At 53.7% G+C, this 23,097-nt stretch carries 19 protein-coding genes, 1 tRNA gene and 1 other RNA gene; 4 read left to right on the forward strand and 17 right to left on the reverse strand.

Annotated elements, in window-relative coordinates:
- Positions 1-29: 29 nt before the first annotated feature.
- The 11 genes from QHL1GM_RS02085 to betI form a co-directional block, all read right to left on the reverse strand.
- A complete protein-coding gene (locus QHL1GM_RS02085) occupies positions 30-1,673 on the reverse strand; it encodes a glycerol-3-phosphate dehydrogenase/oxidase (protein ID WP_071693006.1) in 1,644 nt (547 codons plus the stop codon).
- Positions 1,674-1,795: 122 nt separating this feature from the next.
- Positions 1,796-3,562 (reverse strand): ABC transporter substrate-binding protein, encoded by a 1,767-nt coding sequence (locus QHL1GM_RS02090; RefSeq protein ID WP_071693007.1) that lies wholly within the window; start codon positions 3,560-3,562, stop codon positions 1,796-1,798.
- A 91-nt stretch (positions 3,563-3,653) separates the two neighbouring features.
- Positions 3,654-3,926 carry a DUF2160 domain-containing protein gene (locus tag QHL1GM_RS02095; protein WP_035578838.1) on the reverse strand — a complete coding sequence of 91 codons (273 nt, stop codon included), beginning with the start codon at positions 3,924-3,926 and terminating at the stop codon, positions 3,654-3,656.
- A 12-nt stretch (positions 3,927-3,938) separates the two neighbouring features.
- Positions 3,939-4,835: a carbohydrate ABC transporter permease gene (locus QHL1GM_RS02100; protein WP_071693008.1), complete on the reverse strand. Its 897-nt coding sequence runs from the start codon at positions 4,833-4,835 to the stop codon at positions 3,939-3,941.
- A 1-nt stretch (position 4,836) separates the two neighbouring features.
- Entirely contained in the window at positions 4,837-5,724 is an 888-nt protein-coding gene (locus tag QHL1GM_RS02105) for a carbohydrate ABC transporter permease (protein WP_022523708.1), read from the reverse strand.
- Positions 5,717-6,817, reverse strand: coding sequence for an ABC transporter ATP-binding protein (locus tag QHL1GM_RS02110; protein ID WP_071693009.1), 1,101 nt, complete (start codon positions 6,815-6,817; stop codon positions 5,717-5,719). Before QHL1GM_RS02110 ends, QHL1GM_RS02105 begins: the two co-directional genes overlap by 8 nt.
- Positions 6,810-7,907 carry an ABC transporter ATP-binding protein gene (locus QHL1GM_RS02115; protein WP_071693010.1) on the reverse strand — a complete coding sequence of 366 codons (1,098 nt, stop codon included), beginning with the start codon at positions 7,905-7,907 and terminating at the stop codon, positions 6,810-6,812. Before QHL1GM_RS02115 ends, QHL1GM_RS02110 begins: the two co-directional genes overlap by 8 nt.
- Before the next feature lie 237 nt (positions 7,908-8,144).
- Positions 8,145-10,631, reverse strand: a complete 2,487-nt coding sequence (locus tag QHL1GM_RS02120) for an acyl-CoA dehydrogenase (RefSeq protein WP_071693011.1) — start codon at positions 10,629-10,631, stop codon at positions 8,145-8,147.
- Positions 10,632-10,858: 227 nt separating this feature from the next.
- Positions 10,859-12,532, reverse strand: coding sequence for a choline dehydrogenase (gene betA, locus QHL1GM_RS02125; RefSeq protein WP_071693012.1), 1,674 nt, complete (start codon positions 12,530-12,532; stop codon positions 10,859-10,861).
- A gap of 9 nt (positions 12,533-12,541) precedes the next feature.
- Positions 12,542-14,011, reverse strand: a complete 1,470-nt coding sequence (gene betB / locus QHL1GM_RS02130; RefSeq protein ID WP_071693013.1) for a betaine-aldehyde dehydrogenase — start codon at positions 14,009-14,011, stop codon at positions 12,542-12,544.
- Positions 14,012-14,034: 23 nt separating this feature from the next.
- Entirely contained in the window at positions 14,035-14,655 is a 621-nt protein-coding gene (gene betI / locus QHL1GM_RS02135) for a transcriptional regulator BetI (RefSeq protein ID WP_175540337.1), read from the reverse strand.
- Between the two features lie 203 nt (positions 14,656-14,858).
- Between betI and QHL1GM_RS02140 the strand changes: the two genes are divergently transcribed.
- The 3 genes from QHL1GM_RS02140 (at position 14,859) to ffs (ending at position 16,123) form a co-directional block, all read left to right on the forward strand.
- Positions 14,859-15,797: a choline ABC transporter substrate-binding protein gene (locus tag QHL1GM_RS02140; protein WP_083570951.1), complete on the forward strand. Its 939-nt coding sequence runs from the start codon at positions 14,859-14,861 to the stop codon at positions 15,795-15,797.
- 100 nt (positions 15,798-15,897) lie between these two features.
- Positions 15,898-15,974, forward strand: a tRNA-Met gene (locus tag QHL1GM_RS02145).
- A gap of 52 nt (positions 15,975-16,026) precedes the next feature.
- Positions 16,027-16,123: signal recognition particle sRNA small type (gene ffs, locus QHL1GM_RS02150), an RNA gene on the forward strand.
- Positions 16,124-16,534: 411 nt separating this feature from the next.
- On the opposite strand, the gene QHL1GM_RS02155 is transcribed toward ffs, so the two are convergent.
- The 4 genes from QHL1GM_RS02155 to QHL1GM_RS02170 all read right to left on the reverse strand — a co-directional run bounded on the left by QHL1GM_RS02155 (position 16,535) and on the right by QHL1GM_RS02170 (position 18,828).
- A complete protein-coding gene (locus QHL1GM_RS02155) occupies positions 16,535-16,723 on the reverse strand; it encodes a DUF2892 domain-containing protein (protein ID WP_071693015.1) in 189 nt (62 codons plus the stop codon).
- Between the two features lie 28 nt (positions 16,724-16,751).
- Positions 16,752-17,354: a hypothetical protein gene (locus QHL1GM_RS02160; protein WP_254795239.1), complete on the reverse strand. Its 603-nt coding sequence runs from the start codon at positions 17,352-17,354 to the stop codon at positions 16,752-16,754.
- The gene (locus tag QHL1GM_RS02165; RefSeq protein ID WP_254795240.1) at positions 17,314-17,904 is read right to left on the reverse strand and encodes a rhodanese-like domain-containing protein; all 591 of its coding nucleotides are present in this window, start codon (positions 17,902-17,904) and stop codon (positions 17,314-17,316) included. The genes QHL1GM_RS02160 and QHL1GM_RS02165 overlap by 41 nt, the downstream gene beginning before the upstream one ends.
- 438 nt (positions 17,905-18,342) lie before the next feature.
- Complete coding sequence (locus QHL1GM_RS02170; protein WP_071693016.1) at positions 18,343-18,828, reverse strand: Lrp/AsnC family transcriptional regulator; 486 nt, start codon at positions 18,826-18,828, stop codon at positions 18,343-18,345.
- 142 nt (positions 18,829-18,970) lie between these two features.
- On the opposite strand from QHL1GM_RS02170, the gene QHL1GM_RS02175 reads away from it, so the two are divergent.
- Positions 18,971-19,582: a LysE family translocator gene (locus QHL1GM_RS02175; RefSeq protein WP_071693017.1), complete on the forward strand. Its 612-nt coding sequence runs from the start codon at positions 18,971-18,973 to the stop codon at positions 19,580-19,582.
- 287 nt (positions 19,583-19,869) lie between these two features.
- Here the strand turns inward: QHL1GM_RS02175 and QHL1GM_RS02180 are convergent, their stop codons facing one another.
- Both QHL1GM_RS02180 and QHL1GM_RS02185 read right to left on the reverse strand, forming a co-directional pair.
- Complete coding sequence (locus QHL1GM_RS02180) at positions 19,870-21,336, reverse strand: dihydrolipoyl dehydrogenase (protein ID WP_071693018.1); 1,467 nt, start codon at positions 21,334-21,336, stop codon at positions 19,870-19,872.
- Entirely contained in the window at positions 21,312-23,093 is a 1,782-nt protein-coding gene (locus tag QHL1GM_RS02185) for a SulP family inorganic anion transporter (RefSeq protein ID WP_071693019.1), read from the reverse strand. The genes QHL1GM_RS02180 and QHL1GM_RS02185 overlap by 25 nt, the downstream gene beginning before the upstream one ends.
- Positions 23,094-23,097 lie beyond the last annotated feature (4 nt).

Here is a 23,097-nt window from a genome sequence, read left to right on the forward strand (position 1 = left end):
GGCTTTTTTATGTTTAGTCACTGATAATGTCAAACCAAAGATGAAGAAGTAGGCGGCAGCGCGGTATCGCGGTTTTGTTCAAAATAGCGGTTAAAACGCTCGTCCGCATCGTCGCCAAACAGCACGCGACACGCCTCTTTTAAGCCTGTGGACTGGCGTAACTGCTCGTGAGGTACCACCAGTGAGACTTTGGCACGGCGGCGCAGGAAATCTTCAAGCTGGGTGATCATCTCGTGATCACGGGCATGCTCAATCTCACAGCGGATATATTCAGTGCCTTCAATTAAAATTTCGCTCTGAGCGGGATCCTGACGAATTTTCTCAAGCATCTGGATGGCTTGATCAGCGTAGCGCCGCCACAACCGAGTGGAGAGCAGCTCCGATGAGGTAGAAGCGGTCATGGCATCCAGGTTCATACGCTTGGCTTGATCCATAAACTGCTGTTTCACTGGCTTGGGCGGTTCGCCGTACCACTGAAAGTTGGGGTCAGATAGAGAAACGCCCAGTCGGCCCATCTCTTCGGCAATCTCATCGCCAACGTTCAAACAGTCGGTAAGCTTGCCGCCAAAAATGCTGATATGGGCACTTTCGGTATTGGTATCGACCACGTGCTTGCGCGAGAGCTGTAGGAAGTCGCGGTCATTACCCTGATCATCTTTGATGGCTAATGGCCGTACGCCGCAGCGCGTTGAGATAATGTCATCCCGGGTGAGCGGTTTAGCTAAGGTTAGGCGCTTATTGATATTTTCCAGCACAAAGGCGATATCTTCAGCGGTAACGTCCACGTCAGGGTGCTCCATATGGGTATCGGTGGTGCCAATACAGGTGCGATTGCCCATAGGTATCACAAAAAACAGTCTTCCATCGTCGGCAAAAAATGCCAGTACCCGCTGAGAGTCGGTTAGCTGCGGAACGATGAGGTGAATGCCCTTGGAGTAGAGGTGATGATGAGTGGTTTTTTGGCCCGTCAGCTCGTTGTGCTGGTCCACCCAGGGTCCTGCGGCATTGATCAACACCTTGGCACGGATATCGAAGGTGTTGCCATCCATCACGTTGCGCGCTTTGGTCACCCATAGGTCGCCGTCACGCTCGGCGCCGAGTGATTCGACGTAGTTGGCGGCAATCGCCCCATAATTGAGCGCGTGGCGGACAAAGTTGAACACAAATCGGGCGTCGTTATCGTGAAGGTAGGCGTCGGAGTATTCAAAGCCTCCTACCGAGCCCTCAACATCAATAATCGGCTCTTGCTGCTTAATCTTGTTCGGCGAGAGCAGGCGCGGCAGTTTAGTGAAGCCGTTGCCCATTAGCCAGTAAAGCCAGGTGCCCGCCCACAGGTAGCGCGGTGAATGACGGAAACCTTTTGAAATAGTGGTCAGGAAGCGAATCTCCTGCACCGTAGAAGGATAACTCTTTATCAAGTGATTACGGCTTTTGCACAGTTTGCGAACGAGTGCAAAGTCCTTACTTTCCATGTATTTAATGCCTCCCCACACTAAGTTGGAGGAGTGCATGCTGGTGCTGCCAGCGAAGTCGCCGCGATCAATCAGGGCAACTTTAGCGCCTTTACCCGCCAGTGCCGCTGCGGTGGCTGCGCCATTAATACCGCCCCCGATAATGAGGGCATCAAAGGTCTCGGTAGGTAGTTTTTCAATGTTTCGATTTCGCAGTTTCATAGCGGATCCAATTAACCAATAAATAGCCCCGTCTAAGTGGGTGTTCTCTTGTGCTCTGGCATACCGCCAATGAAACCCCTAGCAGGGCGAGCGGTAGCCCGCCCTGCTAGCGTTACGCGTCGTTACTCTTGGCGTGTACCAGCTGCCATCCAGGCTTCCATCATTTCATCGTAAGGAACGGTGGTGCCCTGCGGCATTTCATTATCTAGCTTGGCTTTCGGAGAGCCTTCCTGATCGAGCCAAATCTGAGGATCTTGCTCTTCGTTAAGTACCGGTGCATAGCTGTCGAAGACGTTGGCGCGGGCCAGACGATTCATGGTGTTATCCATATCCGCCGCCAGCTTGTCGAGACCTTCCTGTGGCGTAACTTCACCGCTCATAACGGGCGCTAGGTTTTGCCACCATAGCGGCGCCATGCGTGGGTAGTCAGGTACGTTGGTGCCGGTAGGCGTCCAGTTCGACTCGTTGGGGCTGCGGTAAAACTCAACTAAGCCGCCCAGCTTCGGCGCCATTTCGGTCATCTGCTCAGAGAAAATGTCAGATTCACGAATCGGCGTTAAACCGTGCATGAGTTTTTCCAGTGAGGTGGTTTTTGCCACGGTGAACTGGGCAAATAGCCATGCAGCAGTGCGGCGATCTTCCGGGGTTGAGTCAAAGAACGTCCATGCACCCACGTCCTGATAACCAACTTTCATACCTTCTTCCCAGTAAGGGCCGGTGGGGGAAGGTGCCATGCGCCACAGTGGATTGCCCTCGTCATCGGTCACCGCAACGGCGGGATCAGTCATGTCGGCAGTAAACGCGGTATACCAGAAGATCTGCTGGGCGATGTGCCCTTGCGCAGGTACCGGCCCGGCTTCACCAAAGGTCATACCCTGCGCTTCGGGTGGGGCAAAGTCACGTAGCCAATCAACGGCTTTTTGCATCGCAAACACTGAGGCCGGTGAGTTGGTAGCACCGCCGCGGCTAACGCTGGCGCCTACCGGCTGGCTATCTTCATTGACGCGGATACCCCAGTCATCCACCGGGTTGCCTGAAGGTACGCCGGGGCTACCCATGCCCGCCATCGAGAGCCAGGAGTCGTGGAAGCGCCAGCCCAGTGACGGGTCGCGGCGGCCATAATCCATGTGGCCATACACCTTGGTGCCGTCAATTTCTCCAACGTGTTCGGAAAAGAACTCGGCAATGTCTTCATAGGCTGTCCAGTTGGTGGGCACCCCTAAGTCATAGCCGTAAATTTCCCGGAACTGCTCCTGTAAGTCTTCGCGCTGGAACCAGTCATGGCGGAACCAGTAGAGGTTAGCAAACTGCTGGGTGGGCAGTTGGAAGAGGCTGCCATCCGGCCCGGTGCCGTACTGCAGGCCAATAAAATCATCTAAATCCAGAGTGGGCAGTGTGTAGTCGGCCCACTCGTTCTCCATCGCTTCAGAAAGGTTGATGGTGGTGCCATAGCGAATATGCGTGCCGATGGAGTCGGTATCGTTGACGAAGCCGTCGTAGATACTGTTACCCGACTGCATCTGGTTTTGCATGGTATCCACTACATCACCTTCACCGATGATGTTGTGGGTTATGTTGATGCCGGTGAGTTCGCTGAATGCTTCTGCCAGAACCTCGCTCTCATAAACGTGAGTGGTGAGACCTTCTGCCACGGTTTGGATATCCATGTCGCGGAAAGGCTCAGCGGCTTTGGCAAACCACATCAGTTCTTCGATCTGCTCTTCGCGGCTCAGGGTTGAGTTTTGGAAGTGCTCATCGACCAAGCGTTCAGCGATGGCGCGGGTATCCTCTTCCTGCGCTGACAGCGTACCCGATGCCAGCAACAAGCCAGCGGCGAGGGTTGTCAGTTTGAACTTAGTCAGTCTGGACTTGTTGTAGTGCTTTTGCATGGTGACCTCGTTTTGTTGTGTTCTTCCTTGATGGCTTGGCCGTCCTTGATACCGATTAAACGCTGGCGAGCTTTTAAAAACCTGTTAAGGGCTATCCCCAGCGCATTAAAACCAGCAGCCATACGGCTGATACTGCTAGTGCAATCCAAATGGATAGTGAGGTGAAGCCAATCACACCCAGGTGGATAAAGGCCGCCGAGAGCAGGCCGATAAACAGCCGATCCCCGCGAGTGGTGGCAATGGGTAAAAACCCTTTGCGCTCAATAGTGGGCGACAAAATTTCCCAAACCGTCATACCGGCCAGCATGGCGGCAATTGATGAAAAGAATATGGCGGTGGGCACTGTCCATACCATCCAAGACATAGCGAGATCTCCTCAGGTACGGCCCAGGGCAAAGCCCTTGGCGATATGGTTACGAACGAAGTAGACCACCAGAATGCCAGGAATAATGGTGAGTACACCGGCGGCGGCCAGGGTGCCCCAATCGATCCCGGAGGCTGTTGAAGTACGCGTCATGATCATGCCAATGGGCTGGGCGTCGGTGGCGGTCAATGTGCGGGCCAGCAGCAACTCCACCCAGGAGAACATGAACAGGAAGAACAGCGTGACGCCGATACCGGAGCGGATCATGGGGATAAAAATCTTGACGAAAAAGCGCGGAAAACTATAGCCGTCGATATAGGCGGTTTCATCGATCTCCTTGGGCACGCTGCTCATAAAACCCTCCAAAATCCAGATAGCCAGCGGGATATTGAACAGGCAGTGAGCCAGCGCTACGGCGATGTGGGTATCGAACAGGCCCACAGAGTAGTAGAGCTGGAAGTAGGGCAGCAGAAATACCGCAGGTGGCGCCATTAAGTTGGTCAGCAGCCAGAAAAACAGGTGCTTGTCGCCAATAAAGGTGTAGCGGCTGAAGGCGTATGCGGCCGGTAGCGCCACGCAGATGGTGATGAGCATATTCATCGCCACATAGAGCATCGAGTTGACGTAGCCCATGTACCAACTTGAGTTGGTGAAGATGCCGATGTAGTTATCAAAGGTAAGGTTCTGGGGCCACAGCGTCATGGAGCCAAGAATTTCGCTATTGGTCTGGAGCGACATATTGATCAGCCAGTAAATGGGCAGAATCATCAGCGCCAGATAAAGACCAAGCAGAAGACGCGAGCGCCAGTGCGAACGGGCAGTACGGTTACGCCGCTTGGCCGATGAAACCTTGCTAAAAATGCTGTTGTACTTTTCACCGCGCTGGGTGTTTTCGAGTTGATAGCTCATGTTAGGCACCTCCATGCGGCGGTTTGTCTTTCTGCATATTCATAATGGTGGTGTAGAACACCCAGCTCACCAGCAGAATGACCAGGAAGTAGATCAGCGAGAACGCTGCAGAAGGGCCTAAATCCTGTTGGCCGACCGCCATAGTGGTTAGCGATTGGCTTAAGAAGGTGGTTGCGCTGCCCGGCCCGCCGCCTGTCAGTACAAAGGGTTCTGCGTAGATCATGAAGGAGTGCATAAAGCGCAGCAGCACAGCGATTACCAACACGTTGGTTAGCTTGGGCAGCTGGATATAGCGGAAAACTGCCCATTTTGAGGCACGGTCAATGCGTGCTGCCTGATAATAGGCTTCGGGGATCGAGCGCAGGCCGCTGTAACAGAGCATTGCCACCAGCGGGGTCCAGTGCCACACGTCCATTAAAATGATCGTTACCCAGGCGTCGCCTGCATTGCGGGTGATATTGTATTCAATGCCCAGCTCGCGCAGCCCCCAGCCCATTAAGCCGATATCGCCGCGGGTAAAGATTTGCCAGATGCTGCCCACTACGTTCCAGGGAATCAGCAACGGCAGGGTGATTAAGATCAGCACCGCCGAAGCCTGCCAGCCGCGTTTGGGCATAATGAGCGCAATGCCAATCCCCAGCGGAATCTGAATGGCGAGAATAATCAGCGAGAATGAAATTTGGCGCAGAAACGCTGCCTGCAGCGCGTCGTCGTTGAGCATGCTTTGAAACCACTCAGTACCGGTAAAAAAGCGTGCGTTCGGCCCGAGCACATCCTGCACCGAGTAGTTAACCACGGTCATGAGTGGAATGATGGCGGAGAAGGCCACCAACACCAGCATGGGAAGCACCAGTAGCCAGGCTCTGTTATTAGGTACTTTGTTATTCATGGCCAGCCTCCACTAGGTATTCATCGATATACAGCGCAACGTGAGCATCGTCGAAGTGGGCAAACGCCGTTTCACTTACCGGCGTATGGCCTTCAGGTAGGCGTGCTTTAAACGTTTGCTCGTTGAGCTTGAAGGTGAGTAGCGAGTAGGTACCCAGATCCTGAACGCTGATTACCTGAATCGGCACGCTATCAGCCACTTCGCTCGAGGAAATGGCGATAAACTCGGGGCGTATACCGAGCTTAATGTTGTCAGAGCTAGCGTTGGCGACTGCGTGTTTCATCTGATCGCTAACCGGCAGCGGCTGGGAGCCGAACATCACTTGTCCGTCACGGTATTCCACGGCCATAAAGTTCATGCCGGGGCTACCAATAAAGTAACCCACAAAGGTATGTGCGGGGCGCTCGAACAGCTCTCTCGGCGTGCCGAATTGAACCACCTGACCCTCATACATCACGGCAATTTTATCCGCGAAGGTCGAGGCCTCGAGCTGATCGTGGGTCACGTAGATCATGGTGATGTTAAAGCGCTCGTGAATCTCTTTGAGCTTGCGGCGCAGTTTCCACTTTAGCTGCGGGTCGATAACGGTGAGCGGTTCATCAAACAGGATGGCCGTGACGTCGTCGCGCACCAGTCCACGACCCATGGAGACTTTCTGCTTCTCATCGGCGGTTAGGTTCTTGGCTTTACGATCCAACAGCGGCGTCAATTCAAGAATATCGGCGACTTCGAGTACCTTGGGTTTTACCCGGTACTCGGGGGTGTTCATATTGCGCAGGGGAAAGGCGAGGTTGTCGAACACCGTCATGGTGTCGTAGATCACCGGGAACTGGAATACCTGGGCAATATTGCGCTCTTCAGGAGGTAGCTCATTGACCCGATGACCGTCGAAAAGCACGTCACCCTCTGAAGGTTCAAGCAGGCCCGAAATAATGTTCAGAAGGGTAGATTTACCGCACCCCGAAGGGCCCAGTAGGGCATAGGCGCCGCCCTGGTGCCAGACATGCTCCATATGGCGAATGGCGTAATCTGCCGCACCCTTGGGTGTTTTTTCGTAGGAGTGCGCCAGACCTTTTAAAGTGATCTCAGCCATGGGCAGCTCCTCCCTGACGCGCAGGAATATGTACCGTGTGGCCCTGTTTATCGAAGGCGTAAAGTTGGTGGGTAGGGAAGTAAACTTTCAAAGGTTCATTAACACTAAACTGGTGAATGCCCGCTAAGTGCAGTACTAAGGGGAAGCGTTCATGGTGAACATGCAGGAAGGTTTCAGAGCCACTAATTTCTGCTACATCCACGTGCACATCTAAAGCCATGTCATCGGCCTGCTGGGGTTGCAGAGTGAGGTGCGAAGCGCGGACGCCAAAGTCGTAATCACCCGGTTCAAGACGCTTTAGCTGGTCATCGCAGGGAAAGTGCAGCGATTGATCGAAGGTGATCTCGCTATCGGTCAATTGGCCGGGGACGATATTGATCGGAGGTTCAGAGAACATTTCTGCGCTAAAGCGGCCATTCGGTTCGCGATAGACCTGCTCGGTAGGGCCGTATTGAAGAAGCTTGCCTTCATGTAGTACCGCTGTGTTGCCGCCCAGCGCTAACGCTTCATTGGGTTCGGTGGTGGCATATACCGCAATGCAGTTACGCGCTTTAAACAGGTCACGCAATTCATCGCGTAGCTCTTCACGTAGTTTGTAATCCAGGTTGACCAGCGGCTCATCAAACAGGATTAAGTCAGCATCCTTGACCAGTGCGCGGCCCATGGCGGTGCGCTGCTGTTGGCCGCCGGAGAGTTCCTGCGGGTAGCGTTTAAGCAGATGTTCGATATGCAGCATTTCAGCAATTTCGCCTACCCGCTTATCAATTTCGCTTTTAGGATGCTTGGCCAGTTTAAGCGGCGAGGCAATGTTGTCGTAAACGGTGAGGCTGGGATAGTTGATAAACTGCTGGTAGACCATGGAGACATTTCTTTTACGCACGGAGACGTTCGTTACGTCTTTGCCGTCCATGATGATCTTGCCGCGAGTGGGTGGCTCGAGCCCTGCCATTAGGCGCATCAAAGTGGTTTTTCCGGCGAGCGTTCGCCCAAGCAGCACGTTGAAGGAGCCTGGCTCGAGGGCTAAGTCGATCCCACTGATATGCGGCACACCGTTAACGATGTGATCAATATTTTGCAAATGTAAGGACATGCCGATCTCGCTAGCGTCATTGTTTTTGGAAATAGCGATTGGAGAGTGCTATTTAAAACGCGATTTTTAGGGTTAATCGCTTTCGTTTACGAAAGGCTAGTTGATCGTTTACGAACTTGCAACGCGTTTTTGATTCGTTGGTCTACGCTTTTAGGCGTAGAAAGTGAACACAAAAAAGCCGACTCCTGCATGCCAGGAGTCGGCTATCGTTACAGCTAACGCTTTGAAAAGATGGTATTACTTAACGTTTTCTTCCTCCTGCTTAGGCGCTGGCGCAGGTTTTGCGTTGTGATCGATCAAGGTGGACTTATTCTTGGCAAAGGCATCGTAGGCAAAATCGTCCACAGTGAGCATTTCCAGAACCTCGGCCTCGAAGGTGCGCATGAACTCCGCGTCCTCGGCACTGATCAGGCCTTTTTCCAAACCGGCCTCAACGCGTGCTTCAGGGTGGAGTGCCGTCTGCGGTAGCTCGCCTTTGGCATAAGCCTTGTTCACCGTGCGGTAGATCGCTTCGGCGCGATCATAGTCGATCAGCAGGGCGTTGTAGCGTGCCAGCGGGTTGCGCTGCTCACCGTCGTCCGCATCCCAGGTGTTTTCCAGCAGCTTGGTACGCAGGGCACTGTGCGTAGAAACACGCTTAGCGATATCGCGCGCCAGGTCATCGTGGGGTTTATTCCAGCGGCGGCCGGTGGGCATCACTACGGCGTTGAGGGTTTTACCCAGGGCGCGGTTGGGTAGATTATCGAAAATCTCCACGAACGCCTGTTCGGCACGCTGAAGCAGGAAACGACAGCTGTAATGGAGCAGCGCTTCTTCGCCTTCTACTTTACTGCCCGCTTGCCACTGCTTGAGCACCATGGAAGTCAGGTAGAGGTTAGAAAGTACATCCCCTAGCCGCGCGGAGATCATTTCGCGTTTCTTCAGCGCTGAGCCCAGGCTTGCCATGGCGGCGTCGGCACATAGGCCAAAGCCTGCGGAAAGGCGGGCAATATCCTGAGCATAGATGGCGGCAGAGCCATCGAAGGGTACGCTGGCTTTACCGATGCCAAAGCCCAGGGTGAAGGCGCGCGCGGCGTTACCAAAGATCAGGCCTGCGTGACCGAAGAAGGCTTTATCGAACGCCTTGATATCGTTGGCATCTTTGGCTGCTAGCTCTTCAAGTACGTAAGGATGGCAACGGATCGCGCCCTGACCGAAGATCATCAGGTTGCGGGTCATGATGTTGGCACCTTCCACGGTGATCGCCACCGGGTTGGCGCTGTAACCGATGCCGAGGTAGTTGCGTGGGCCAAGAGTAACCGCCTTGCCGCCGTGAACATCCATGGCATCGCTAAGTAGTAAGCGCTGGAACTCGGTTAGCTGGCTTTTCAGGATGGCCGAGGGCACCGCAGGCTTTTCGCCGTGGTCGATCATGTTGGCGGTTTGATACACGGTGGCCTGGGAGATATAGGCAAGCGCCGCCATGCGGGCGAGGGGCTCTTGCACACCTTCCATTTCTGCCACCGGCACGTTGAACTGGCGACGCACGCGAGTGAAACCGCCGCTCCAGCCTAGGGCGTAACGGGCGGTTCCGGTAGCGCCTGAGGGCAGCGTGATGCAGCGGCCAATCGAGAGACACTCCACCAGCATACGCCAGCCTTGGCCAATCATGTCCGGGCCACCAATGATGGTATCCAGCGGTACAAAGACATCTTTACCAATGATCGGCCCGTTCATAAACGGGCTGCCGATGGGGTGGTGGCGGCGGCCGATTTCCATACCGTCGGTATCGCGGGGGATCAACGCCAGGGTAATGCCGCGATCTTCTTCGTCACCGAGCAATTTTTCCGGGTCAAACAGACGGAAGGCAAGGCCAACCACAGTGGCGATAGGCGCCAGGGTGATCCAGCGTTTTTCGAAGTTTAGGCGCAGGCCAAGCACCTCTTCGCCGTTAATGGTTTGCTTGCACACTACGCCGGTATCGGGCAGCGAAGTGGCATCAGAGCCTGCGCGAGGGCCGGTGAGGCCAAAGCAGGGAATCTCACGGCCATCGGATAAGCGCGGTAGGTAGTGATCTTTCTGCTCTTGAGTACCGTATTTAAGCAGCAGCTCGCCAGGGCCGAGGGAGTTGGGTACGCCCACGGTCACCATCAGGGTTTCGTTGGCAGAGAGCTTTTGCAGCACCATGGACTGCGCTTTGGCTGAGAAGCCAAGGCCGCCGTACTCCTTCGGAATAATCATGCCGAAGAAGCCCTCTGCTTTCAGGAAGTCCCACAGCTGCTGGGGCAGGTCAGCGCGCTCTTGGGCGATATCCCAGGCGTTGCACATGCCAGCGGCTTTGGCACACTGATTGGCTAAGAAGGCTTTTTCATCGTCGCGCAGGCCGTCATCTTTAAAGGCGAGCAGCTTTTCCCACTGGGGTTTGCCTGAAAATAGCTCGCCGTCCCAAGAGACGCTGCCCGCTTCCAGGGCCGTGCGCTCGGTGGCGGAAACCTTGGGGGCGACTTTCTTAAAGGTGGCGAATAGGCGCGGTGTGAGCCACTTGCGACGCAGTGCGGGCAGGCCGGCCACTGCCACGGCAGCTGCGCCAATCAGCAGCAGTACGCCAATGACTTCTGCGTCAAACAGCAGGCCAACAAGGCCCAATACGCCAAGCACCGCTAGTGCCGCTGGAGCACCTGCTTCGCGACGCATTACGACGAGCAAGCCAGCAATGGCGAGCACGATAAGGAGTAGGGTGAGCATAGAGTCTCTCTCTGTTGTTGGCCTTTATTGCTGGCCAGCTGTTGTTAGATAAATCTGAGTCAGGAACGGCAACAAAACCGTCAATCGAACACTTGTTTGAATATTGGCAGATGGAAGCCGCCTCGTGCAAGTATTTAGGCATGTTTAACGCTGCAAATGCGAGGCGCTCATAAAAAAACGCCATGGCGTCAGGCCATGGCGTTTGGAGTGGTAAACGGAGTAAATGTTCAGGCGCGTTTGGCCGGTGCACCGTTAGCTATATAGTAGTCAACGCTGGCGCGGGGGAGCGGCTCGTGACCTTTTATACGGTCGGCGATTTTCTCCGCCAGCATAATGGTGGGCGCGTTCAGGTTGCCGGTAGGAATCACCGGGAAGAGTGAAGCGTCTACGACGCGAAGACCTTCAATTCCATGGACGCGACCCTGGCCATCGGTGACGGCCATTTCACCCTCGCCCATACGGCAACTACCGCAGGGGTGGTAGGCGGTTTCGGCGTGTTGCTTGACGAAGGCATCGAGTTCGGCATCGGACTGCACGTCAGGGCCGGGAGCTATCTCACGGCCACGGTATTTATCAAACGCTGGCTGGGCGATGATATCGCGGGTGAGGCGTATGGCATCGCGGAACTCTTGCCAATCTTTGTCTTTGGCCATGTAGTTGAACAGAATGCTAGGCGCGGCGTGTGGATCTTTCGAGGTGAGTCGAATACGCCCACGGCTTTCTGAACGCATTGAGCCAACGTGGGCCTGGAAGCCATGGGCCTGCACCGCGCTTTTACCGTTGTAGCTAATCGCGATGGGCAGGAAGTGGTACTGAAGATTTGGCCACTCCTCTTCATCGCGGCTGCGGATAAAGCCACAGGATTCAAACTGGTTGCTGGCGCCCACGCCGGTACCATTAAACAGCCACTCGGCGCCAATCTTGGGCTGGTTGTACCACTTCAGCGCGGGGTAGAGCGAAATCGGCTTTTTGCACTCGTACTGAATGTACATCTCCAGGTGATCCTGGAGGTTTTCACCCACGCCGGGCAGGGCGTGAACCGTCTCGATATTCAGTTCGTTTAGCAGTTCCGGATCACCAATACCTGACCGCTGCAAAATCTGCGGCGAGGCGATGGCGCCGCCACACAAGATTACTTCGCGGCGTACATAGGCCTGCTGTTTTTCGCCTTTCTGTTTATAGCGAACACCCACCGCACGTTTACCTTCAAACTCAATCACGTCGGTAACGGCATGAGTTTCTATGGTGAGGTTGTGGCGCTGTTTGGCGGTATCCAGGTAGCCTCGAGCAGTAGACGCACGGCGGCCTTTGGGTGTGACGAAGCGGTCCATGGGGCCGAAACCCTCTTGCTGGTAACCGTTAACGTCTTCGGTTTCCGGATAGCCTGCCTGCTTTCCTGCCTCGATAAAGATGCGATATAGCGGGTTGTTGGTGAATTTTGGCGTAGCAACGCTCACCGGGCCATCACTACCGTGGTAGCTGTTGGGGCCAATATCGCGGGTTTCGCACTTTTTGAAGTAGGGCAGACAGCTTAGGTAGTCCCAATCTTCCAGCCCTGGCTGTTTGGCCCAGTTGTCGTAATCGAGTGCGTTGCCGCGGATATAGCACATGCCGTTAATCAGTGAGGAGCCACCCAGGCCTTTGCCGCGGCCACACTCCATGCGGCGACCATCCATATACGGCTCGGGGTCGGTTTCGAACGCCCAGTTGTAGCGCTTACCCTGCAGCGGAAATGCTAGAGCGGCGGGCATTTGGGTGCGGAAATCGAAGCGATAATCCGGCCCACCCGCTTCTAGCAACAGTACGCTGACGCTGCTGTCTTCGGTGAGGCGAGTAGCAAGCACATTGCCCGCCGAGCCTGCGCCGATAATGATGTAATCAAATTCGCGTGGTTGAGACATAAAAACTCCTTAAAACACCGACTCAAACGGGCCCATTTCAATCTGTACGGACTTGGTTTGGGTATAGTGATTAAGCGTCTCGATACCGTTTTCGCGACCAATGCCAGACTCTTTGTAACCGCCTACCGGCATTTCGGAAGGTGACTCACCCCAGGTGTTAATCCAGCAGATACCCGCTTCCAGCTGGTGAATCACGCGGTGGGCACGGTTCAAGCTTTCACTGAAAACACCGGCAGCAAGGCCATAGGTGGTGTCATTGGCGCGGCGAATGACTTCTGCTTCGTCATCAAAGGCGAGCACCGACATCACTGGGCCGAAGATCTCTTCACGCACGATACGCATCTCGTCGGTGCAGTCGGTGAACACGGTAGGCGCTGCCCAGGCGCCATCGGCAAAGCTGCCAGTGTTCCAGTCGTCGCCACCCACGAGCAGGCGAGCGCCTTGCTCTTTGCCCAGGGCAATATAGGAGAGCACTTTCTCTTGATGCTCGAAGCTGACCAGCGGGCCAAAGTTAACGCTTGGGTCCATGGGGTCGCCTGCCTTGATACGCTTGACGCGCTCTACCAACTTGGCTTCAAAGGCGTCTTTAACGCTGCATTCAACAAACACCCGCGTGCCGTTGGTGCAGATTTGGCCGCTGGAGTAGAAGTTGGCCATCATGGCGGCATCCGCAGCGCGATCAAGGTCGGCATCTGCGAAGACCAGAAGCGGTGATTTGCCGCCCAGCTCCATGGTGACGTCTTTTAGCGTCGAGCTTGCGGCGGCGGCCATGACTTTTTTTCCGGTGCCCGCTTCGCCGGTGAACGAGACTTTGGCGATACCTGGGTGCTCGGTGAGCATGGCGCCCACGCGGCCGTCGCCCTGCACCACGTTAAAAACGCCGTTGGGCAAGCCTGCCTCAGTGAAGATTTCCGCTAGTTTCATAACGGTAAGCGGGGTCACTTCGCTGGGCTTGAATACCACTGCGTTGCCTGCCGCCAGCGCCGGTGCGGCTTTCCAGCAAGCAATTTGGATCGGGTAGTTCCAGGCGCCAATGGCGCCAATTACGCCCAGCGGTTCGCGGCGGGTGTAGACAAAAGAGCTATCGCGCAGGGGAATCTGGCTGCCTTCAATAGCAGGCGCCAAGCCAGCGTAATACTCCAGCGCATCCGCGCCGGTAACGATATCGACACTGGCGGTTTCGCTGATCGGCTTACCGGTGTTGCGGGTTTCCAGCTCGGCAAGCTGATCATTGCGTTCTCTTAGCAGCGCTACGGCGCGCAGCAGAATACGCGAGCGCTCCATGCCAGTCATCGCGGCCCACTCGCGCTGGCCCCGCTGAGCAGCGGCGACCGCTGTGTCGACATCGGTTTGGCTAGCTTGACCAATAGTGGCCAGCAGGCTGCCATCAAACGGGTTGGTAACGGTAAAAGTATCGCCTGAGGTGGCGGCTACCTGGCGACCATCAATATAAAGAGGCTGTACGTCTTGAGCGGCCATGTCGGTCTCCTTAAATATAAAAATTAACTGTTCGTGTGGGATGCAGGCGTTGTGCATCCATAATGAGCAAAAAGCTGATCGAGATAGGTGTGGGCAAGAAGGCGAGCTTCGTCAGCATCTAATCCTTCTGGAGTAAGGGCGCCACGTAGCCACAGGCCGTCGATCATGGCAGCCAAACCACGCGCTGCGTTACGGGCTTCTGCGCGGGGCATAACGCGTCGAAACTGGTGACATAAGTTGCTGTAAAGACGACGATCATTGACGTTTTGCAGCCGCTGCAGCATAGGTTTATGCATGCTGCTGGCCCAGAACGCTAACCACGTCTTGGCGGCGGGACCGGTGACCTGGGTGCGGTCAAAGTTACCCTCAATAATGGCGCCAATATGAGCATGGGGAGAGCCGTCTTCCAACGCATGGCGGCGCACCGCAACGGCCCCGGTCAGGTCGGTCAGGATTTGCCGCATTGTCGCTTCCAGCAAGCCATCTTTACCGCCAAAGTAGTGACTGATAATGCCGGCTGAAACACCCGCATGGCGTGCAATGCGCATCACGGTAGTTTCGGCTAGGCCGACCTCATCAATGGCTGCCATGGTTGCGGTAATTAACTGCTGGCGGCGTATCGGTTCCATTCCCACCTTTGGCACAGCGCTCTCCTAATTCGTTGAATGCCTAACAGGGCCACTGCTTGAAACCCAGGCGTAGACATGATTACCTAACAATGATGGCATTTTTTTATTGAACGTTCAATCAATAAAAAGACGCCGAATATTTCTACGCACTGCGACCACGGCAGCAACTGAGTGTTCGTATCTATGTAATTAGCAATAAGCTTATAAAGGGGACAACGATGATGAGCAGAACTTCTTCACGCTACGCAGGTGCTTTATTGCTGGCAGCGGGCCTGCCAGCGGCGGCTTTTGCAAACGAGTGCAGCAGCGTGCGCTTTGCCGAAGTGGGTTGGACGGATATTACCGCCACCACTGCGCTCGCCAGCGAAGTTCTCGAAGGGCTTGGCTATGAACCAAGCGTCGATACAGTTTCCGTGCCGATTGCCTACGCCGGTATGCGAAACAACGATTTCGATGTCTTCCTGGGTAACTGGATGCCCTCGATGGCTTCTATTAGCGACCCCTACATCGAGCGCGGTGAAGTTGAGCGCTTGGTGGCCAATCTGGAAGGGGCCAAGTACACCTTGGCAGTGCCCCAATACGTTTATGATGCAGGTGTGACGTCGGTTAACGATTTGGCTGAGCATGCGGATCAGTTTGATCGCAGCGTGCACGGTATCGAAGCGGGCAACGACGGCAACGAGCTAATCGAGCAGATGATCGATGACGACGCTTACGGGTTAGGCGATTGGCAGGTTATTGATTCTAGTGAAGCGGGAATGCTCGCCGAACTGCGCGCTAGAGTGCCCAATGAGCAGTGGATGGTGTTTTTAGGCTGGGAGCCGCACCCCATGAATTCTAACTTCGAGATGGCCTATCTGTCGGATGCCGATGACTATTTCGGCCCAGATTTAGGTGGCGCGACCGTGCACACCAATACTCGTGCAGGGTTCGTGGATGAGTGCCCGAACGTAGGTACTTTGCTGCGCAATATGACCTTTACGCTGGAAATGGAAAATCAGCTAATGAGCTCGATCATGGATGATGGTGAAGATCCCCGTGATGCCGCGCGTGACTACTTGAAGGCCAATGATAGTGTGCTGGACGAGTGGTTAGACGGCGTGACAACACGCGACGGCGAGCCCAGTTTAGAGGCCGTACGCGCCGCTATTCAGTAAGCCAGTTTCGATACGCTTTGTTGGCTAGCAGGGCAAGCCGGGATCCGGCTTGCCTTTCGTTATCAAGGTAGGCATAATCTGCACCCGTTGATGAGGGAAAGGCTACGTAGCTCAGCTGGTTAGAGCACATCACTCATAATGATGGGGTCCCCTGTTCAAATCAGGGCGTAGCCACCACATCAGCATTAGCACACTCAAGTAATAACAGAGTGTGCCGCTATGGTGGCCCCTTAGGTCCTCCCGCAACGCTAAACTGCGAACCCCGCCAGGCCCGGAAGGGAGCAACGGTAGTGGTGGCTGCGTGTGCCGGGATGTGGCTTTTGGGGCCGCCTCCATTTTTGTAGTCTCTCCTTCAAAGTGGCACAAATTGTCCTGCTGCTGTCATTTTTTGCCTTTCCTCTTGGCATAACCTACTTTTGTAGTAATAAAACAAAAATAGGTGTACTGCCATGTATACCCGTACCTTGCGTCCTTCCCCTATCAAGCACATCTATAAATTTGCTAGTCACAAGAATGGCAATGTCCAGACTGTTGAGTCCTCACTCGAATTTAATGCATGCATTCATTTTGAATATGCCAACGAGGCAAGGTCCTTCGTTGCTGTCGTTTTCACTTCAATTTGGCATAAAGTTCCTTTTAACGTGACATAACTTTATTTTAGCGCACATATATAAAAAAGCGCTTGCTCTAATAAACATCGCAAGCGCTTTTCTGTGATCTTGTTTACTTAATAGACACTATTTAGTTTTGCAGGTATTAAAGCCTATTAATTTATAAGCTGGGCAGAAGTTAAATAGCCCGGTGGCCAGCGGCAATACGCCGATCCAGCCCCACACCCCGATAGTACCTGTTAGGGCCAGTGCGATCAGTGCAATCCCAATCAGGAAGCGTAAGATTTTATCGATACCACCGACATTGCGACTCATAATTGACTCCTTAATTTCAGTTGGGAGCTCAAAAACTGTAAACAGGAATGGACGGATCGCGCATCATTTCCGCTATGGGGCCAGGTGCCGCAACACCCACGCCTTCAAGAAGGTCGCCTTCTTCGTTTTCGCTGTTGGGCAGGTAAATGGCACACACATCCACGCTGGCGCCATTCTCTAAAAGCATATTAAGCATGCCTTCCGGTTTGACTTGGCCTGCCGGGTTGCTCGGTGGCGTGTTGATAGCGTCAGCACTTGCGTATCCACCGATGGCCAAATCACCAGCAGCATCACACAGCAGTATATGCAGGTGGGTGCCTTGCTGCTGCATGGCGTTGGATAGAATCATGGCCATGCCTTGTGTCTGCAGTGAGTCGCTAGTAAGGATAACTAAGGCCTGATCTTCAGCTCCGTTGCTACCATTGCTTTCAGCCATTGAGAAGCTAGAGAAACCGATGGCAGCAGTAGCAACTGCCAGTGTCAAGATCGTATTGCTGGTCTTATGTGTAATAGTCATGCGGTCACCTCGTTGGTTTTGATCAATATCTTGGCCCTGCTGCTGATCAAGCAGTGGCCCATTTATCTGAAGCTTAGTGGGCAGGGCGCCATGCCACATCAGGGTTAATGTCATAGCTCCATGGAAGGCCCGAATTGCGCCAACCATCCAGCGCTCTTACGCCCTGGGAATTACCCTCCTTGAGCTTTTCACCCTCGAAACCGTCGGTCATGGAATAGACTTCGCTGTATCTCATCTCGGCGATCACATCGGCAGCGGGAGCGCTGCGGGTGGCTCCGGAGCGACACATGACAATGATCGGATCTTCTTCGTTTACGCCTAGAGCGTCTATTTTTGCTCTTAATTGCTCTTCGAAGTCAGCGTTTTTGACCATTGGCCAAGTCTTCGCTTCTTCATCGAAGTTATCGCGCTCGGCTAGCACCCAGGGCACATGGATATCGGTGGGCTCGGCGAAGCCAGTAAACTTGATCTCAATGGGGTCGCGTACGTCGATGAGTACAGCACGATCGTTATCTTGCATGAGGTCATGAGCCTCAATGGCCGTGACATAGAGACCTAATGTTGTTTCCCGGTAGGCCTCGACTTCGTCTGCAATAGAGGGTGTGGCTCCTAAGGCCAACGTGATTCCGATGACGGTAGCCATTGGCACTATAGAACTTTTCATAACTATATACTCTAACGTAATAACTTAAATATCTTCGTTTGAGGATAGACCTCTTTCTGCTTAAAAACACGAGGCATATGGCCGCAGCTTGATCCATATCAAGCCCATATGAATTTTCGTGGTCGTGAAATGACGTAACGATGAGGAAGTCTTTTTTCTCAACGCCCAGCATCAGCATTGCCCCATTGTCTAGAGGAAACAGTTAGGCCTGGTTGATTCAGTAGGAAGAGGCTTAAAATGAAAATAGAGAAAGACAGCTTGGATATCTTAAGGTGGGCTCACAGTACCCAAATCAAGCGCCGCTTTAGGCTGACTTTATGCGGCTACTGGTGTCGGGGAATAGCCAGGCTTTAGCTAATCACCTTTTTCATACGGGTATTCGTGGGTTTAGCGTTAAATTGCATCAAACGAGCACGCCACAATCAACAAGTTTCACAACTAGGTCTTATTGTTGTTAGCTAATGGTAGGGTGCCGTACTCTTTCACCGGCTGGATAGCAAAGTTACTGCGAATATCACTCACCCCAGGTAGGCGAAGCAGTGTCCCCGTTAGAAACGCCTCATAAGCCGCCAAACTAGGTACCACCACCTGCAGTAAAAAATCAGACTCCCCAGAGACTAAGTGCGCAGTGACGACTTCTGGCAGTTTGACCATTGCTTCACGGAAGGCATTAGCCTGCTCTTCATGGTGACGTTCAACCTTGATACCCACAAACACCGTTAGCTCAAGCCCGACCCCTCGCCGATCAAGCTCAGCGTGGTAACCACGGATAATACCGCTAGCTTCCAAGCGTCGCACTCGGCGTAAACAGGGAGATGGCGACAAGTTTACTTTCTCCGCGAGTTCCACATTCGTTAAACGGGCATCACCTTGGAGCAATGCAAGAATGCGGCGATCGATAGCGTCTAACTGACCAATTAGCATGAGTGATTATTTTCCTATTAAAAATTGACACAAAATACCAATAAATATCATTTTTAAAGTCAAAATGGCAAGAAAATGCTCATCTTTTTAAAGGTACCATAGCGCTTGCGAAGACACTATTTGTGACCTTAAGGAAGCAGCGATGGAAATTGGTCTTTTTATTAGTGCATTAGCCATTGTTTACCTAATTCCTGGTCCCGATATGTTACTTGTGTTGCATACCAGTAGCTCTCAGGGGCGTGGTCATGGGCTAGCCACAGCGCTAGGGCTAGGCATAGCCCGAGGGCTGCATGTGGCATTAGCAGGGTTGGGTCTAGCGGCGCTATTTACCGCCGCCCCGTGGCTATTTGATGTGGTTCGTTACTTGGGCGCAGCTTACTTGGTTTGGGTAGGTGTGCAACTTATCCGTAGTCGGCATAGCTCTGATAGTAATCATCACCAAGCAACACTCAATGGCAGCTATTATCTAGCTTGGCGTCGAGGGTTTCTAACTAATTTGCTGAACCCGAAATCGCTGCTTTTTTGTTCGGTGTTACTGCCCCAATTTATACATACCCAGCAAGGTGCCGTCGCACTTCAGTTCACTTTATTGGGGGCGGTGCTAGTGGGGGTGGGGCTGCTCTATGATGTGCTATATGCTTGCCTGGGAGCGCAGATGCAACGCTGGTTTGCCAGCCAGCACAAACGGCAAATATTTCAGCGATGGGTGTTTGGAACGCTGCTTATTGGCTTTGCACTGCGGTTAGCCGCTTAAAATTGCTATCCTGCGATGTAGAACCCTTTACATAATGGATTCAATATATCAATTGCATTTTCAAAGCGCGCAATACCCACGACGCGTTCAGGAAGCCGATAGCTTGACTAGTCATGTGTCTCCCGATTGTAAAATGTGCCAATAAGACGAAAGCTCGACTCTATGCAGTTAGATCACCTAATCGGCTCGATGAAAGTGTAATAAAGCCCCGCAAGTACACGCAGGACTTGGCCGCCTAGATGAATGAGGCTGATTAGGGAGGGAGGTTAGTTATTTTAGTCATTTCCTTAATCGCCTGGGCCACACTCCATACAGCGCTCAGTAATGGCAGGCCCTTGTTGAAGATTTGCCTGTAAATCGCGTAACCCTGACCTTAAACCCTCTTCAAGTACCGGATGGTAAAAGGGCATAGAGAGCATCTGGCTGACGGTTAGCTTTTGCTCCAGTGCCCAGGCAAGCAAGTGGGCGATGTGCTCAACCTGGGGTCCGAATAACTCCGCGCCTAAAAACTGTCCACTGCCGTGCTCCGCATAAAGCTCGAAATAACCTTTATTTTCCCCCATGACCAGTGCACGGCCTTGATCAGCAAAGGAAACTCCGCCTTCAGCGATGCAGCCACAGCCGCCGTAACGAGTGTCTAACGTAGCGCGACTCTCACCCACAATTGCCATCTGGGGTTCGGTAAATACAATCGCCAGGGGGACGTTACGCTGACCTACTTGCACATCATCCAAATGGGCGGCGTTTCGTCCTGCAATTTTGCCTTCTGTGATGCCTTCGTGCAGTAGCGGTACCGATTGATTTGCATCACCTGCGATAAAAATATGGCTTGGGGTGTTTTGTGTACTAAGGCATTGCAAAGTAAAGCGATTAAATTCAGGTACGCCGTGTTTATCCAGCTTGAGTCCGGCCTGCTCGATGGCTAGCTGATCCACGTTGGGCCGACGCCCTGTTGCGGCAAGGACATACTCGAATGTTTCGGTGAGTTTTTGCCCCCGGTCACGTTCGAAAAACGTAATGGCAACGGCGTTATCGGTATGTTCAATCTTCTCGAGATTGGCATCAGGATCCAGATACAGCTCGCGATTGAATGTCTCGTCCGACAGTTGGCGGAGTTTTTCAGATTGAAAAGGCCCAATCGCACCCCCCACGCCAAACGTACGAGTTCTCACACCTAATCGGCTAAGCGCCTGACCAAGCTCCATGCCAATAACGCCAGGTCCGATCACAGCGACTGATGCAGGCAACGTTTCCCAGTTGAACACGTCATCATTAATGATTAACCGGTCGCCAGCGCCTTCCAGCAGCTTTGGCCATGTGGGCCGCGAACCCGTGGCAATGATGATGGCCTCGGCGGTGAGCCGGGTATGCTCATCTATGACCAATGTATGTGGATCAATAAAACGCGTGTGGCCACGCAGCAGGTTGGATTCAGGAATCGTTTTCATCGATTTCATTACATTACTGACGAAGCCATCGCGCTCATGTTTGACTCTTGCCATCACAGCTTCGCCATTGATCACTACCTGATTGACAGTGATACCAAACATCTCCGCTTTGCGCGCGTTGTGTGCTGCATTGGCAGCGGCGATGAGTAGCTTAGAGGGCATGCAACCCACGCGGGCGCAGGTCGTGCCATAGGTGCCCGCTTCTATCAGTACTACCTCGTCGGTATGCTTGCGTGCGGCGTGCCACGCGCTAAGGCCAGCGCTACCTGCACCAATAATGGCTATCTTGGCGTGTCGCTGTTGCATGACGTTGTCTCCTCTCGTTGTGTTGGCAAGAGTGGTGAGTTGGCTTCGGCGGGATGGGCCAGTGCCTGCCAAGCATCAAAAGTCGTAAAAAACACCTGTCCGGTTAGCTCGCGGCAGAAGTCAGTGTGTTGTAACCGATCCATCACTGGCCCTTTTACTTCCGCTAGGTGAAGTTTGGCGTCTGCATCGCTTAACCGCTCGTTTATCGCCTCTAAGCTTTCGAGCGCAGACGCATCAATCACGTTAACTGCTTGGCAAGTCAGCACAATATGTTTAAGCGAGGGTGAGCGGGCGGCCAACGCCATGACGGTGTCTTCCAAATAACGGGCATTGGCGAAGTATAGGCTTTCATCGATGCGCAGCATCGCTAAGTGCTCATTGGTTTCGACTTGATGGCGCTTGATGTTACGAAAGTGCTCGGTTCCCGGCACGCGGCCAACCACCGCGCTGTGGGGCTGGCTGGTACGGTATAGATGCAGCCCCAGCGAGAGCACCACGCCGCTGATAATGCCTAGCTCCACGCTGTGCAGTAGAGTAAGCAGTAGGGTGGTCACCATGGCCAAGCCATCGCTACGGGAGTATTGCCAAGTACGTTTCACCGCCGGTAGGTCAATCAGCATGCCGACTGCCACAATAATGGTGGCCGCCAGGGTCGCTGTGGGTAAGAATGCCAGTAGGTCGGTTAGCAATAGTGTGGAAAGCATAATGCCCAGCGCCGTGAATGCTCCGGCCAGCGGTGTTGCCGCGCCTGCTTCAAAGTTGACTACCGAGCGGGAAAATCCCCCAGATACCGGCGAACCGCCGCTGACGCCAGCGCCCAGATTAGCCATGCCGAGCGCAATTAACTCTTGATTAGGATCTATACGCTGGCGGCGTTTGGCAGCCAGTGTTTGCGCCACCGATACCGATTCCACAAAGCCCACCAGGCTAATCAGCAGTGCCGCGGGTAATAGGCTAAGCCACAGCGATTGATCTAGGTTGGGCAGTGCAAGGGCAGGTAGACCGCTGGGTACCACACCAATTAATGCTACTCCACGCTGCTCTAGGTTTAGCCCCCAGGCCAGAAATGTGGTGGCAATCACCGCCGAGATTGGAGCGGCTTTCACGATGAGCCCGGCAATGCTGGCAGAAACGCCGATAGCCGTCAGCCACGTATTTAACCGCTTGCGGCACATCAGCAGAAAGCCCCATACCCCTAGTCCGATCAGCAGCGTCGTTATATTGACCTGCTGCCACTGACTCAGCAGCTCTCCCAGAAGGTCAATGACGTTGTGGCCAGACGCTTCTACGCCAAAGATATGTTTCAGCTGGCTAATCGCAATCAGAATGCCCGAGGCTGTTATAAATCCTGAAATTACCGGATGGCTCAAGAAATTAACTAAAATGCCCAGCCGCAGCACACCCATAGCGATCAATATCAGGCCTGAAAGCGCCGCCAACAACAACGCTGCTCCAATGTATTCCGGGCTGCCAGGGGAAGCAAAATTACTCAGCGCTGAAGCGGTCATTAGTGCCGCTACGGCGACAGGCCCCACCGCTAAGCTAGCGCTGGTACCAAAAATGGCATACAGAACCAGTGGCAGCATGCTGGCATAGAGGCCCATTTCCGGCGGTAGCCCCGCCAAAAGAGCGTAGGCCAGCGCCTGCGGCACCAGCATTAGCGTAACAATTATCGCAGCCAGAGCATCCCGAGAGAGCAGCTTCCGGTTATAGCTGCGTAGCCAGCCGAACAGTGGCACCCAACGCTCAATGCTCATGTGA

This window comes from Halomonas sp. QHL1 (assembly GCF_001882345.1).
GTDB lineage: Bacteria > Pseudomonadota > Gammaproteobacteria > Pseudomonadales > Halomonadaceae > Vreelandella.

What these genes read in the sequence shown, in the direction of transcription:
- QHL1GM_RS02095 (WP_035578838.1), bottom strand. Translation starts at nt 3,926, where the DNA reads ATGTCTTGGATGGTATGGACAGTGCCCACCGCCATATTCTTTTCATCA.
- QHL1GM_RS02180 (WP_071693018.1), bottom strand. Translation starts at nt 21,336, where the DNA reads ATGCAACAGCGACACGCCAAGATAGCCATTATTGGTGCAGGTAGCGCT.
- QHL1GM_RS02155 (WP_071693015.1), bottom strand. Translation starts at nt 16,723, where the DNA reads ATGAGTCGCAATGTCGGTGGTATCGATAAAATCTTACGCTTCCTGATT.
- QHL1GM_RS02115 (WP_071693010.1), bottom strand. Translation starts at nt 7,907, where the DNA reads ATGTCCTTACATTTGCAAAATATTGATCACATCGTTAACGGTGTGCCG.
- betB (WP_071693013.1), bottom strand. Translation starts at nt 14,011, where the DNA reads ATGGCCGCTCAAGACGTACAGCCTCTTTATATTGATGGTCGCCAGGTA.
- QHL1GM_RS02090 (WP_071693007.1), bottom strand. Translation starts at nt 3,562, where the DNA reads ATGCAAAAGCACTACAACAAGTCCAGACTGACTAAGTTCAAACTGACA.
- QHL1GM_RS02120 (WP_071693011.1), bottom strand. Translation starts at nt 10,631, where the DNA reads ATGCTCACCCTACTCCTTATCGTGCTCGCCATTGCTGGCTTGCTCGTC.
- QHL1GM_RS02100 (WP_071693008.1), bottom strand. Translation starts at nt 4,835, where the DNA reads ATGAGCTATCAACTCGAAAACACCCAGCGCGGTGAAAAGTACAACAGC.
- QHL1GM_RS02105 (WP_022523708.1), bottom strand. Translation starts at nt 5,724, where the DNA reads ATGAATAACAAAGTACCTAATAACAGAGCCTGGCTACTGGTGCTTCCC.
- QHL1GM_RS02170 (WP_071693016.1), bottom strand. Translation starts at nt 18,828, where the DNA reads ATGCTAATTGGTCAGTTAGACGCTATCGATCGCCGCATTCTTGCATTG.
- QHL1GM_RS02185 (WP_071693019.1), bottom strand. Translation starts at nt 23,093, where the DNA reads ATGAGCATTGAGCGTTGGGTGCCACTGTTCGGCTGGCTACGCAGCTAT.
- QHL1GM_RS02085 (WP_071693006.1), bottom strand. Translation starts at nt 1,673, where the DNA reads ATGAAACTGCGAAATCGAAACATTGAAAAACTACCTACCGAGACCTTT.
- QHL1GM_RS02110 (WP_071693009.1), bottom strand. Translation starts at nt 6,817, where the DNA reads ATGGCTGAGATCACTTTAAAAGGTCTGGCGCACTCCTACGAAAAAACA.
- QHL1GM_RS02140 (WP_083570951.1), top strand. Translation starts at nt 14,859, where the DNA reads ATGATGAGCAGAACTTCTTCACGCTACGCAGGTGCTTTATTGCTGGCA.
- QHL1GM_RS02160 (WP_254795239.1), bottom strand. Translation starts at nt 17,354, where the DNA reads ATGACATTAACCCTGATGTGGCATGGCGCCCTGCCCACTAAGCTTCAG.
- QHL1GM_RS02165 (WP_254795240.1), bottom strand. Translation starts at nt 17,904, where the DNA reads ATGAAAAGTTCTATAGTGCCAATGGCTACCGTCATCGGAATCACGTTG.
- QHL1GM_RS02175 (WP_071693017.1), top strand. Translation starts at nt 18,971, where the DNA reads ATGGAAATTGGTCTTTTTATTAGTGCATTAGCCATTGTTTACCTAATT.
- betA (WP_071693012.1), bottom strand. Translation starts at nt 12,532, where the DNA reads ATGTCTCAACCACGCGAATTTGATTACATCATTATCGGCGCAGGCTCG.